The 13336-nt window shown below is 38.4% G+C and carries 8 protein-coding genes; 2 read left to right on the top strand and 6 right to left on the bottom strand.

Annotated features, from left to right (window positions below):
* The first annotated feature begins 597 nt into the window (after positions 1 to 597).
* A complete protein-coding gene (locus tag ACOVQ4_RS21900) occupies positions 598 to 1122 on the top strand; it encodes a hypothetical protein (protein ID WP_421822719.1) in 525 nt (174 codons plus the stop codon).
* Between the two features lie 316 nt (positions 1123 to 1438).
* Here ACOVQ4_RS21900 and ACOVQ4_RS21905 read toward each other — a convergent pair whose 3' ends face one another.
* The 5 genes from ACOVQ4_RS21905 to ACOVQ4_RS21925 all read right to left on the bottom strand — a co-directional run bounded on the left by ACOVQ4_RS21905 (position 1439) and on the right by ACOVQ4_RS21925 (position 9501).
* The gene (locus tag ACOVQ4_RS21905) at positions 1439 to 1723 is read right to left on the bottom strand and encodes a GIY-YIG nuclease family protein (RefSeq protein ID WP_421822720.1); all 285 of its coding nucleotides are present in this window, start codon (positions 1721 to 1723) and stop codon (positions 1439 to 1441) included.
* Between the two features lie 777 nt (positions 1724 to 2500).
* A complete protein-coding gene (locus ACOVQ4_RS21910; RefSeq protein ID WP_421822721.1) occupies positions 2501 to 4105 on the bottom strand; it encodes a type I restriction-modification system subunit M in 1605 nt (534 codons plus the stop codon).
* Entirely contained in the window at positions 4102 to 5193 is a 1092-nt protein-coding gene (locus ACOVQ4_RS21915) for an AAA family ATPase (RefSeq protein ID WP_421822722.1), read from the bottom strand. Before ACOVQ4_RS21915 ends, ACOVQ4_RS21910 begins: the two co-directional genes overlap by 4 nt.
* A 71-nt stretch (positions 5194 to 5264) precedes the next feature.
* Positions 5265 to 6518, bottom strand: coding sequence for a restriction endonuclease subunit S (locus ACOVQ4_RS21920; RefSeq protein WP_421822723.1), 1254 nt, complete (start codon positions 6516 to 6518; stop codon positions 5265 to 5267).
* Positions 6511 to 9501 carry a type I restriction endonuclease subunit R gene (locus ACOVQ4_RS21925; RefSeq protein WP_421822724.1) on the bottom strand — a complete coding sequence of 997 codons (2991 nt, stop codon included), beginning with the start codon at positions 9499 to 9501 and terminating at the stop codon, positions 6511 to 6513. Before ACOVQ4_RS21925 ends, ACOVQ4_RS21920 begins: the two co-directional genes overlap by 8 nt.
* A 790-nt stretch (positions 9502 to 10291) precedes the next feature.
* Between ACOVQ4_RS21925 and ACOVQ4_RS21930 the strand changes: the two genes are divergently transcribed.
* Positions 10292 to 13003, top strand: coding sequence for a PQQ-dependent sugar dehydrogenase (locus tag ACOVQ4_RS21930; RefSeq protein WP_421822725.1), 2712 nt, complete (start codon positions 10292 to 10294; stop codon positions 13001 to 13003).
* Positions 13004 to 13140: 137 nt separating this feature from the next.
* Here the strand turns inward: ACOVQ4_RS21930 and ACOVQ4_RS21935 are convergent.
* Positions 13141 to 13336 (bottom strand): hypothetical protein (locus tag ACOVQ4_RS21935; protein WP_421822726.1); only part of this gene is annotated, 196 nt, incomplete at its 5' end.

Raw genomic sequence — 13336 nt, forward strand, 5'->3', positions numbered from 1 at the left:
GTGCAAACAACAGCAAAAATTGAATATTTTAGTAGGTTCACTTTGAGCAAGGTCGCAGTCGGAGACTGCTTCTTATTCGGCGTTCCAAGTTTTTAAACTTGAAACAGCTATAGGTAGGCGGTAGGCTTTAAGCATTAGGCGGTAGGCATTAGGCGTTAGGCTATCAGCTATGGGCAGTCGGCAACACATAGCTATTTAACACTCTTTGCCTGTTGTCTTGTGCCTTTAGGCATTTAGATAAAGAAAAAAGGAGTTTTTGACGACCCGATAATACGCTCAAAATAAACGGCTATCAGCCATAGGCAGTCGGCAACACATAGCTATTTAACACTCTTTGCCTTGTGCCTGTTGCCTTGTGCCTATTGCCTTGCGCCTGATGCCTATTACCTTCAAATTAATTACACAAAATGCAAAAGTATTGAACTAGTAAAACCCTAAAATTACAGACACTATTCAACAATGCTATTTATCCTTTCCATTCATTTTTAATTTTGATATTCTACAGCCCTAAATCTGGAAGCTTACAGAATATTCCAAGACATTAATGATTTAGTTTTCAAGGATATATCATCTATTTAAGTTAAAATTTAAACGAATATGAAAACATCTCAAAGTATCAAGTTTGTATTGATTGCGAACTTATTTTTATACTCATGTGTAAGCACTTCCAAATTCGAAAAACTCCAGTCATCGAAAGATAGGCTATCAAAAAATCTTGTTTATACAGAAGGCGAACTGTCGAGTTTGAGAGAAAAGACCTATATTCTTATCAATAAGTTTGATGAAGAATCACATAAGCTCACAGAGTTGAATCAAAAGGTAAACTATCTTGCCGATGCCGTAAAGCTGGATAGTTTGGAGCTTGCCAAATATAAGATTAGCCTCAACGACTACGACACCCAATTAAAACAATGCCAAGAAAGCAATACCTTTCTTATTTCGGATTTTACCTCAAAAATCACTGGACTACATCAGCAATACCGAAAAAAGATTCGTGTGCTGAATAATCAAATCAGATTTTCAAAAGCCATGCAACTAAAATTGCAGAAAAAATTACAACTAGAGCGACAAAGATATGTACAAAATAATAGTACACTTTCTGCCGATAAATTAACCAAATAGGTTGTTTTTGAAAAGCTTGATTAGAATTTTAGCCTGAACCTTATCGACATTCCCCCCTATCTATTTTAAGTTTAAGAGCTTGGAACAGCGAGGGGAAATCCATCTTTTTTCATAAGCGCCGTAGGTGCGACAGGAAGACAACTATCTTGAATTCTGTCGCACCTACGGCGCTCAAAAAAGGTTATTCTCAAAAATTATTGCTACCAAACTGTCGCTCCTACGGAGCTTTTATATAGGTTCAATTTGAACAAGGTCGCAGTCGGAGACTGCCTCTTATTCGGCGTTCCAAGTTTTTAAGGTTGGAACAGCTAGGTTGCTAATTTTTTCTGTACTTTGGCCATTGATTATACCCAACCAAAGGATTATTAGAATCATACAGTTTGATAAACTCTATTTCCTTTTGGTTTACCTCTTTATCAGTCGCTGTGTCAGATTCCCAAAGAATTTCCTTCCGAATAGTAAAATCTTTTCTTTCCTTCAAGGAAAAATCACTTTCAACTAACTTACTATTTACACTTCCAAAGTAGGTTAGCGTATTAGTCAAATCTTTACCGATATAGATCTTACCATTGGGATAAGTTATTTTGTAAATGACTTTCATATTTCGATTTGATGAAATTGGCTCTCTCGCTGTTTCAAGTTTAAGAACTTGGAACAATTAATCAAATGGAGCCTCCGACTGCACCACCAGCACAACCAACAGCAAAGATTGAATATTTTAGTAGGTTCACTTTGAGCAAGGTCGCAGTCGGAGACTGCTCCTTATTCGGCGTTCCAAGTTTTTAAACTTGGAACAGCTAGGGAATTTTTATCAATTGACCCTCTTGAATTGAAAAATTTAGATTTATTTTTAAGTTCTACAATATACAAAGGTATGTGCGCAATAAAATCATACAATTAGTCACCAGCTTGGTGACTAATTGTATGATTCGATGAGAAGTATTCCTAAAACATTTTGATATACTTCATATTTGTTTTATAGCAACCTTTCCTTAAAGTAAACTCATCTTTCAAATCTTTCGAAAAGTTTTCTGCAACTTTATCGCCCAAATTGCTAGATTGAATTTTTCTAAGAGCATATTTCTCAAATCCCGTTAGAAGAGAATAACAGCTATAACTGCCCTAATTTGAGCTCAACGAACTTTTAATTTTAGTTCGCTAATCCAATTTTATATACAATACCTATTTGCATAGTTTATAAAATGATTCTGAAATGACAAATTGAGGCTTTTCAAAAAATGTTCTAACCGTTAATTAATAGACATAACGAGCATCTGTCTTTTAGTTATTTGGACTTTTTCACTTTATTCTATAAGACGGTTTTAAATTGTTAAGAAAATGAGTCCAAGACTAAGTCTTGAACTAGTATAGCAGGATATTATATCGTTGGCAAACCCAATTCCTTCAAAAATTGATTATGCTTTGCTCTGGCTTCTTGGGCTTTTTGCTCAAGGCTTACCAATTCTTGATGAACCGCCTGCAAGTCGATGGTTTCTTCGGCTATAGCTGTGCTTACATAACGAGATATATTGAGATTATAGCCATTCTGCTCTATTTCTTCCAACGAAACTCTTCGAGCATAGCGTTCTTCTTCAGTGCGGTATTGATAAGTAGCAATAATTTTATCAATATGCTCTGGCAATAAGTTGTTTTGGCGTTTGCCTTTTTCAAAATGCTCGCTGGCATTGATAAACAGCACATCGTCGTATTTCTTACATTTTTTCAATACCAAAATACAAACGGGAATCCCTGTTGAAAAAAACAAATTGGAGGGCAAGCCTATTATGGTATCTATGTTGTTATCTTTCAATAATTTGGTACGGATTCTTTCTTCTGCTCCGCCTCTGAACAATACACCATGAGGCAAAATAATTGCCATTGTTCCTTCTTTGCTCAAGAAGTGAAAGCCGTGTAATAAAAAAGCAAAATCGGCTGCCGACTTAGGAGCTAATCCATAGCTTTTGAAACGGAAATCTTCACCCATTACTTCGTTGGGTTCCCAGCGATAACTAAAAGGTGGATTGGCTACAATGGCTTGAAATTCTATTTTCTTTGCTGGATTCCTCTCGTTTAGAATGTCCCAGTCGTTCAAAAGTGAATCGCCGTGATAAATAGCAAACTCTGTATCTTTTACACCATGCAAAAGCATATTCATACGGGCAAGGTTGTAGGTGGTAATGTTCTTTTCTTGCCCATAAATTTTACCTATGCCGTTTTTGCCTAATTGATGGCGTACATTCAATAACAAAGACCCCGAACCACAAGTAAAATCAAGTACTTTGTCTAATTTCGCCCTTTTGCCTGTCTGTGGTTCTTGGCTGTCGAGGCTGACAATCTCAGAAAGTATCCTCGACAAAGGTTGTGGGGTATAAAACTCGCCTGCTTTCTTGCCCGAACCTGCCGCAAATTGCCCAATCAAATACTCGTAAGCATCGCCCAAAATGTCGGTATCGGTAGAAAATTGTGCGATACCTTCTGCTATTTTCTGAATGATTGAACATAGCATTTTGTTGCGTTCTTTATACGATTTGCCCAGCTTATCAGAATCTAACTTGATTTCTGAAAACAATCCTTTAAACGAACTATTAAAGGATTGTTCTTCAATATATTTGAAACCTTTCTGAAGCGTATCTAATAACTCATCTTTTTGGGTGCGAGCCTGCTCGGCTATGCTACTCCACAAATATGGTGGTTCTATTACATAATGTGCTTTTTTACGCATTTGTTGCTCAAACTCGGCTATATCGGCTTGGTTGTCTTCGTACCATATATTTAGCGGTGTGCGTTTGTCTTCTTTGTCTAATACTGGATAGTCTGACCCTAATTCTTTTTGAGCGGCTGCTTCGTAATTATCCGACAAGTAGCGTAAAAAAAGAAAGGATAGCATATAATCCCGAAAATCATCGGCACTCATGGCACCTCTAAGCTGGTCTGCTATATTCCAAAGGGTTTTACCTAATTGTTGTTGGTCGTGTACGGTCATGCTGATGGTTGTTGTCTTGTGTTTTCTGCGAGTAGTTGGGGTAATTCAAACCTATACTTCGTCAAAAATGCTTCTAATATGCTTGTAAAAAGTGCTTTGTTGTCTGGCCCCATTTCTACGGGTTGGTATATCGAGTAATCGCCGTGACTGAGTAAGTTTAATGCTCTTGCATACAGTACTTCGTCTTCTATGCCGTAAATACAGGCGGAAAAATCATCAAAACCAAAAAACTTTGACGTTTTTTCTAAGATACTTCGCAACATATTGAAATGGTACGTATTGATATTACCCGAATCTGATACTTTCTTTAATTCACTTAATAAGGCTACGTGATGGAAAAAAGGTGTATCATTGGTTTTTTGCAAAGTATAACTTTCTTCTCCGTTTTTATGTAAAAAATATTGGTTACATGGGTGTTTTTTCAATTCGTTGTACATGATATTAAAAAACAAGCCATGATGTGAAGAGATAACGGTCTTTACTCGACTTCTGCCTCGTTTGAGTAGCTTTGCCAAATCGCTGGCTACGGCTATGGCATTGTTGTCGTCTAAAGAAGAAATGGGGTCGTCGATATACAAGTATCTTACCCATTGATAAGCTTGGTCGTCGTCGAGTGTTACTTCACAAATTGCCAAGAAAATACACCAGATAAATATATTCTCTTCTCCTCTCGATACTTTTATATGACTGGTATCGCCTTTAGAAAAGATGATTCGCCAATTATCGTAATCAATTTGATAATCGAAATTGGCGTAGCGACTGAGATAATTAGAGATTCTGGGTTCTAATGCCAGTTGACGCAAACCATTGAAAAAGCTGGAATTGGCATTGATTTTTAAATAACGCTCGCTATTGTTGGCTAAATCGTTTTCCCATGAAAAAAGGTCTTCGGTAAAAGCATTGAAGTATAGCGTATCTGCTTGTCCAAGCTGCTTTTTGCCTCGGTCTTTAAACTCCATCGAAAGCCTTGTTTTTCCTGTGCCATTGTAGGCGTAGAGCAATACAAAATCCTGACTATTAAGGTCGTCACGCAACCGAATAGCCAGTTTTGAGAGTTTTTTATATTGATGTATTTTATTCTGACTCATGAATTGTTATTGTATTGTTTTACTCTTAGCAGGCGAATTAATTCGCCTGCTAAGAGTAAAACAAGTATAGGTTATGTGTTTCTGTCATCTATCGTAGGAAACAATTGTTGCATCAAGCCTTTTTTATGTATTTTCAAGGCTTCTATTTGTTGGCTTTTGGTGGCTATTTGTTCATCTAAGGAAGATAAACAATCGGCTATTTTTTGCTGTTCTGCTATTTTAGGAAAATACAATTCAACAGATGAAAACACTGTTTTATTTATAATAGGCACGGCTTGCTTACCAGCAAGAGATGCAAATGTTGATGCTTTATATTCTAAAATTGAATATAGAAAATCTCCAGAGGAATCATCTTTAGGTATTAAAGAATTAATCTGTTGATTAGTTGCACATTCAATTTTATTTTGAGCAACTTTTCCAATTGTAGAACCTATACAAACAAACAAAACACTATTGGCTTTTACTTTCCTTGTTTGTGCAAATCCTATTTCTGTAAGTTTTGTTTTAGTCTGAGTTATATACCTTTGTTCAGAAATATCAGCAGGAGAAACAAATAGTTTTTCTTCTCCGTAGTAACTAAGTTCATTTGTACTTGGAGTATTCCCTGTTACAATATTGGCAACCTCTCCCAAACTCTTTTCCTCCCACTCCTCATCATCCATAAACTCAGGAAAGCGTAATTGGGGTACAGTTTGGCTTTCGGCAGGGAAAAGCTGCTGCATCAAGCCTTTTTTATGCGTTTTGAGGGCTTCTAATATTTGGCTTTCGGTCTGTATCAATTCATCTAAAGAAGAAAGACAGTCGGCTATTTTTTGCTGTTCGGGAAGGGATGGAACACAAATTAGAATAGATGAAAAAGCTGATTTATTAATGATTGGAACAGCATGATTTCCTGCCATTTCAGCAATTCTTGGTGCAATATTTTCAAGAATTGAATATAAAAAGTTATTTGAAATACTATCAAAAGGTATTATTGAGTTTATTTGTTGATTGGTCGCACATTCTATTTTATTTTGAGCTATTTTACCAATAGTAGAACCAATACAAACAAATAAGATACTATTTGCTTTTATATGCCTTGTACTGGAATATCCTATTTCTGTTAGTGTTGTAAGAGTTTGATTTATATAACGATGTTCACCAATATCAGAAGGAGATACAAATAATCTTTCCCCTCCATAATAACTACGTTCTTTTGTATTTGGAGTATTTCCCGTAATTATTTTACCAATTTCGCTAATAGTCTTCTCCTCCCAACCCTCTTCATCCTGAAATTCAGGAAAGCGTAAAGCAGGTACAAGGGTATTATGTGTTTCTTTATTCATACGTTGCTAATCCAGCTATTTCACGCCCTTGGGCGGTGTGTTTTAAAAATGGCACTAAATCTTCCATCAAAGCTATTTCTTTGAGTCTACGGGCTTTCCAACCCAGTTCAAGCGGTGCAAGCAAGTCGGTAAGTTGCTCGCCATCAAAAATCATACGGTCTAAAATACGGGCTACAAAATCTATCAAACTTTGGGCTTCTAAGCCATGTTTTTGGGCAATGGCTACTTGTGCTTGGTGGGCTTTTTGGTTTTTAAATTGTTGGTAGCCTGTTTTTATTTCGTTTTCGTTCAAGCCTTTGCCCACTTCAAGGCTATTGATATAGGCAATAATATCGTCACGTTCGTCTATCAAATTGGCACTTGAGCAAAGGAGGCTTACCAACTGCTCACGGCTCATGGTTTGTTTGGTCGATTGCGTATATCTTGAAATCAGCCCCATGATATAATCGTAGTCGATAATAGCGGAGGCAAAAAGGACAAATTCAAAATCTAATTGTTGTATTTCGGGGCTTGCTTCAAAGCCTTCTTTTTCTTGCTTGGTTTTGAGGCTCTTCGCTGTTTCTAAATACATACCCCTAAAAGCCCGCAGGTCGTCTTCGGGAAGCAATTCGGCAATACTTTGCTGTTGTGTTTCGTCAATATCGGTATATTGGTCAATTTGGGTTTTCAGGCGTTGTATTTCTTTAAAGCGATTGATAAACTCACTACGAGCCATATCGCCTTTGAGGTTGTTTACTTCTTGCGGTAAACATGCCAAGCCCTGCGACTGCATATAAGTTTCGAGTTCGGCAACCGCATTTTTATATTTATCAATCACTACCGTAGCAGGGTCAACCAACCATATTTCTTTGGCTTGGCTGATACCCTCGCCCGAAAACAAGGCAATGGCTTCGTCAACGGCATCTTGTTGTTGGCGAAAATCAAGAATATTGCCGTAAGGTTTGCTGTCATTCAAAATACGATTGGTACGAGAAAACGCTTGAATCAAGCCATGATATTTCAGGTTTTTATCGACGTAGAGCGTATTCAAGTATTTAGAATCAAAACCCGTAAGCAACATATCTACCACAATAATTACATCAATTTTGTTGTGATGCGGATAATCGGCATTAGAATACTTTTGGTCTTTGATACGCTGTTGTACATCCTGATAATACAAATCAAATTCATTGATGGTATGGTTGGTTTTGTATTGGCGGTTGTAGTCGTCCAGAATTGCCTTGAGGGCTTCTTTCTTTAAATTGGGTTCTTTTTCGTTATCGTATTTTTCTTGGGGCAAATCCTCCTGAATTTGTTTTACATCTTTATTTCCTTCGGCAGGAGGCGAAAACACACAAGCCACATTGAGCGGTCTAAAGTCGGGGTTTTCAGCCAAACGCTGTGCTTGCATTTCCTGAAACAAACGATAATACTCGATAGCCTTGTCGATAGAAGCCGTAGCCAAAATAGCATTGAAACGGCGTTCGTGTGTGGCGGCATCGTGCTTGCTCAGAATAGCCTCTACTACACCTTTTTGCGTAACAAACTCACCCGATTGAGGTTTTACACTGCCTTCACCTTTGAAATAGTCGATATGAAAACGCAGTACATTTCTGTCGTCGATAGCGTGCGTAATGGTATAGGCGTGTAATTGCTTTTCAAAAATATCTTCGGTGGTTTTATACGAGCCTTCTGTGCCGTCTATTTGAGTATAAGAAGCATTGTGATCAAAAATAGGCGTACCTGTAAAGCCAAACAATTGAGCTTTTGGAAAAAAGTTTTTGATAGCCTTGTGGTTATCCCCAAATTGTGAACGGTGGCATTCGTCAAAAATAAAAACCATGCGTTTATTACGCAAAGGCTCTAATTGTTCTTTATAGGTTTGCTTGCCATCTTTTTTTCGTTTTTTGTTATTCTCGCTTTTTTCGTCAAGAGCTAAGCCCAGTTTTTGGATAGTCGTTACGATTACCTTGTCGGCATAATCCTCTGAAAGTAAGCGTCGTACCAATGTATGCGTATTGGTATTTTCTTCGACAGAGCCTTCTTGGAACTTATTGAATTCCTCACGAGTTTGGCGGTCGAGGTCTTTGCGGTCAACGACAAACAAACATTTTTCAATGTCGGGGTTATCTTTCAGTAAAGTAGCCGTTTTGAACGAAGTAAGCGTTTTGCCACTGCCAGTTGTATGCCAAATATAGCCATTGCCACGGTTTTGGTGAATACAATCGACAATAGCCTTTACGGCATATATTTGATAAGGACGCATCACTAGCAGTTTTTGCTCGCTTGCCACCAATACCATATAGCGGCTAATCATTTGGCTTATGGTACATTTGGTTAAAAACTTTTCGGCAAAATCATCGAGATGCGTTATTTTTTGGTTGTTTTCGTTGGCGAACTGGTAAACAGGCAAAAATTGCTCATCGGCATTAAATACAAAATGCTTGTTGGTGTTATTGGCAAAGTAATAAGTATTAGTTTGGTTGCTGACGATAAACAATTGCATAAAACACAGCAAAGTATTGCCGTAGCCATTGCCCGGGTCGCTTTTATAGTCAACAATTTGTTGCATTGCCTTTCGAGGATTCACCTCCAAGGATTTGAGTTCAATTTGTACCACAGGAATACCATTGAATAGCAAGATAACATCAAAACGATGATGGCTATTGCGGGTATTGATGCGTAATTGATTGATTACCTCAAAATCATTTTTGCACCAATCTTTGATATTGACCAAAGTATATTGGAGAGGCGTACCATCATCACGGATAAAGGTTTCACGCTCACGCAGGTTTTTAGCAGCTGCGAATACGTCGGGATTGATGATTTTTTCCATCAGCCTATCAAACTCAGCATTTGACAAGTGAACTCGGTTGAGGGCTTCAAACTTCTCTTTAAAGTTTTGGATAAGTGCATCACCATCACGAATATCAGGGCGATAAGTGTATTTGAGTTTACTCAGGGTTTCGAGTAGTCTTTTTTCAATTTGGGCTTCTGTAGTCATACATTTATGTCTATTCCTGAAAGGTACAAATTTATACCCCTATCATTTAGTATCAAAATTTCACTTTACTATCTTTATGTAGACTAATTTGCTTTGTTGTTTTTGCGCTATATCTAATCTTCAAAGCAGACGGTAGTGAGACCAGCTCAATTCTTGACGCAATGTGTCAAGAATTGGAAAGGATAGGTAAAATTTACGTCGCTGTTTCAAGTTTAAGAACTTGGAACAATTAATCAAATGCAGCCTCCGACTGCACCACCAGCACAACCAACAGCAAAGATTGAATATTTTAGTAGGTTCACTTTGAGCAAGGTCGCAGTCGGAGACTGCTTCTTATTCGGCGTTCCAAGTTTTTAAACTTGGAACAGCTAGCGATTGAAAAAAGACTATTACCCATTCTTGAAATACATTAATAAACAACCGTAACTTTTCTACAAAGGAATTCATTGCTCAATCTTCTGCAAAAAACCAGACTATACAATTTCCCTCCCCAAATGGGTATAATTTTAATTTTTGGTACTCTATTAAGTTAGTATTCAAAATAAGGTTTAAGTTTTGAGCTTACGGCTTTCAGCTTTGGGCTTTCGGCAAAAATATATCTCGGGTTACTAAAAAACATTTTTTAACACTCTTTGCCTTGTGCCTGTTGCCTTATATCTAAAACAAAAAGCTCAAATGCGTTAAAGCAGGTTAGTTTTTTGGCTTGATAACGCTAATTTTAAACCCAAACCAAAAAACTTATGGCTTTTGAGGCCATTTCTTAAAAGATTAATTAACTATATCAAAAACTATGTCACTTTCTAAACTTTCTGTGCTTGTTGGGGCATCTTTGGGTTTGTACTCTTTGATTCAGCAACCAGCACCTACCTCAACCTATCCTTCTGAGGTTTTTTCAAAGGTGGATACCCTAAACCGTCCTGACGAAAATCGTTTTACCAAAACTGTCTTATCTAACGACCTCAACGAACCTATGGAATTGGCCGTTGCGCCCGATGGTCGTGTGTTTTTTGTGGAACGTGCAGGAAAGTTTTATGTATACGAACCTGCCAAAAAGAAAACTCGTCTGTTGTATGATTTTCCAGTAAAAGCCGTTGATAAATACCTGAATGGAATGTTGGGAATGAGTATTGACCCTAATTTCAAAGAAAATCACTATTTGTATTTCTTCTATACGATTCAGGATAAAGAACAAACCAGACAGCGTATTTCTCGTATCAAAGTAGATAGCGAAAGTAATCTTGATTTAGCAAGTGAGCAATCGATTATCGAGTTTCCGATAGATTTGGAGGTGAGCGCGCACACAGGGGGCTCGCTGGCTTGGGATGCTCATGGCAATTTGTTTATTTCAACAGGCGATAATACCGTTCCGTTTGAGTCGAACGGCCATGCGCCGATTGATTCTCGCGAGGGGCGTGCGATTTTTGATGCACAGCGCTCGGCTGGAAATGCCAATGATTTACGTGGTAAAATTTTACGTATTCATGTCGAAAAAGATGGCACTTATACCATTCCAGAAGGTAATCTTTTTCCGAAAGGCACTGCTGGCACTCGTCCCGAAATTTATGTGATGGGTTGTCGTAATCCTTACCGTATTTCGGTAGACCCCGCAACCTCGATTGTGTATTGGGGCGAAATTGGTCCGGATGCAGGAAATGATGGCGTACAAGGACCAAGAGGTTATGACGAAATCAACCAAGCAAAAAAAGCGGGCAACTATGGTTGGCCCTATTTTGTAGGAGATAGCAAGCCTTATTTTCAATATGATTTTGCCACAAAAAAAGTGGGCGAGTTATTCGAGCCCAACGCTCCAATCAATCTTTCCCCAAACAATACAGGTATCAAAAACCTCCCTCCTACCCAAAAGGCCATGATTTGGTATCCATACAACAAATCAGCGGAGTTTCCAGAATTGGGAGTGGGCGGGCGTTGTGCTATGGGGGGGCCAGTGTATCATTATGATGCCAACATAGCCAATAAAAGCAAAATGCCATCTTATTATGACAAAGCCCTATTTATCTATGACTGGATGCGCAACTGGGTATTTGCAGTAAGATTAGATGAAAATCAAAATTACCAATCTATGGAGCCATTCATGCCAAAATCGGGCGATTTCCGTCGTCCAGTGGATATCGAAATTGGCCCAGATGGTTGTATGTATATGTTGGAATACGGCTCTGTATATGGCATAGATAACGAAGATGCTCGTTTGGTAAAAATTGATTTTAATGGAGGCAACAGAGCGCCAGTAGCAACAGCAATTACACAAGATACCATTGGCTTGGCACCAATGACGGTTCAATTTCGTGGCGAGCAAAGTATAGATTATGATAAAGGAGATAAGCTTTCGTATTTGTGGAAATTTGAGGCAAACAAAACTTCTACCGAAATAAATCCGAGCTATACTTTTAAGAAAAATGGTATTTATAAAGTATCCTTAACCGTAAAAGATCAGGCTGGATTGAGCAATACCAAAATGCTAACTATTAAAGTGGGAAATACACTTCCTGATGTGGCAATTTCTACCGACGAAAACAGTACCTTCTTTAAGGCAAATGCTGGGAGCCTCAAATATGCGGTTGAAGTAAAAGACCAAGAGGATAAAATCATTGACCCCAAACGTGTAAAGGTAGTTTTGAACTATATTCCAAAAGTAAGTAGAGAGCCACAAATGGGTCACCAACAGTTGACTTCTACCTTTAGCTTAGGAAAATCGTTGATTGCAGGTTCGGATTGTAAAGCTTGTCACCAATTAGATGCGCCTTCGGCAGGTCCTGCATTTAAGGAAGTAGCCAAAAAATACCGTGATGACAAAACGGCTATTGCCAAATTAGCCAACAAGATTATCACTGGCGGTGGAGGTCTTTGGGGCGACCGTGAAATGAGCGCGCACCCACAACTTTCGAGAGAGGAAACTACCGAAATGGTGAAATATATCTTGTCGTTGGGTACAGAGCCAGTTGAAAACCGTATTGCGCCAAAAGGAACAGCATCTTTGAAAGAGCACGTAGGCAAAGAGCAAGAAGGTCGCTATGTGATTACCGCTTCGTACACCGACAAAGGTTCGTTGGTAGCACCTACAGGAAAACCAAAAACGATACTTGCCTTAAACAAAACTGCGACTTTGGTATTGCGTCCAAATCGTGTTTATGGTGCCGAAGCCGATGAATTGCATAATCTTGGTCGTCAAGATAAGCGTTTGGGCTTTATTCACAACGGTTCATATTTTGTATTGAAAAATATCGATTTGAAAGGTATTCGTGAATTGACCTACAAATTCTCGTCGAGAGATAAGGCTGCTACCTTGGAAGTTCATACAGGTTCGCCAACGGGCGCTGTGATAAGTACATTGTCGTATAGTCCAACGGGGGCTTGGGATAAGTACACCGAACAAACGGTGAGTATCCAAGCACAGGCAGGGAAGCAAGATTTGTATTTTGTCTTTACCAAAAAAGATACACCAAACAAAGACTTGTGTAGCCTAGAATGGATTGAGTTTAAGTAGTTGTGAGTTGTGAGTTGTGAGTTTAAAACTTTGAACATCAGTACCTTATACTCAAAACAACTTAAATTTTCTGATTGCTTGACAAAAGTAAAGGTCTCTAGTTCAAGACTTAGTCTTGGACTCATTTTTTTAACAGTTTAAAACTGTTTTCCATCCGTGGTCAGTGTCCCACTGACCAATTCGCGACAGCAAAACTCGGATATACATAGGTAGCCTTGTCGAGCAACACATTCATCAAGGAAGGAAAATGTAAGGAATACAGCCAAATTTCTGAAATTCCAAATCCACCATCGTTTGATTGATTCATCGCCTTGCTGACTCACCATTAGCAAG

Origin of the sequence: Flectobacillus sp. (assembly GCF_049240685.1) — a bacterium.
GTDB lineage: Bacteria > Bacteroidota > Bacteroidia > Cytophagales > Spirosomataceae > Flectobacillus.

Excerpts from the sequence above, each read along its gene's own strand:
- ACOVQ4_RS21900 (WP_421822719.1), top strand. The coding sequence starts at position 598 with ATGAAAACATCTCAAAGTATCAAGTTTGTATTGATTGCGAACTTATTT.
- ACOVQ4_RS21920 (WP_421822723.1), bottom strand. The coding sequence starts at position 6,518 with ATGAATAAAGAAACACATAATACCCTTGTACCTGCTTTACGCTTTCCT.
- ACOVQ4_RS21925 (WP_421822724.1), bottom strand. The coding sequence starts at position 9,501 with ATGACTACAGAAGCCCAAATTGAAAAAAGACTACTCGAAACCCTGAGT.
- ACOVQ4_RS21930 (WP_421822725.1), top strand. The coding sequence starts at position 10,292 with ATGTCACTTTCTAAACTTTCTGTGCTTGTTGGGGCATCTTTGGGTTTG.
- ACOVQ4_RS21915 (WP_421822722.1), bottom strand. The coding sequence starts at position 5,193 with ATGAGTCAGAATAAAATACATCAATATAAAAAACTCTCAAAACTGGCT.
- ACOVQ4_RS21910 (WP_421822721.1), bottom strand. The coding sequence starts at position 4,105 with ATGACCGTACACGACCAACAACAATTAGGTAAAACCCTTTGGAATATA.
- ACOVQ4_RS21905 (WP_421822720.1), bottom strand. The coding sequence starts at position 1,723 with ATGAAAGTCATTTACAAAATAACTTATCCCAATGGTAAGATCTATATC.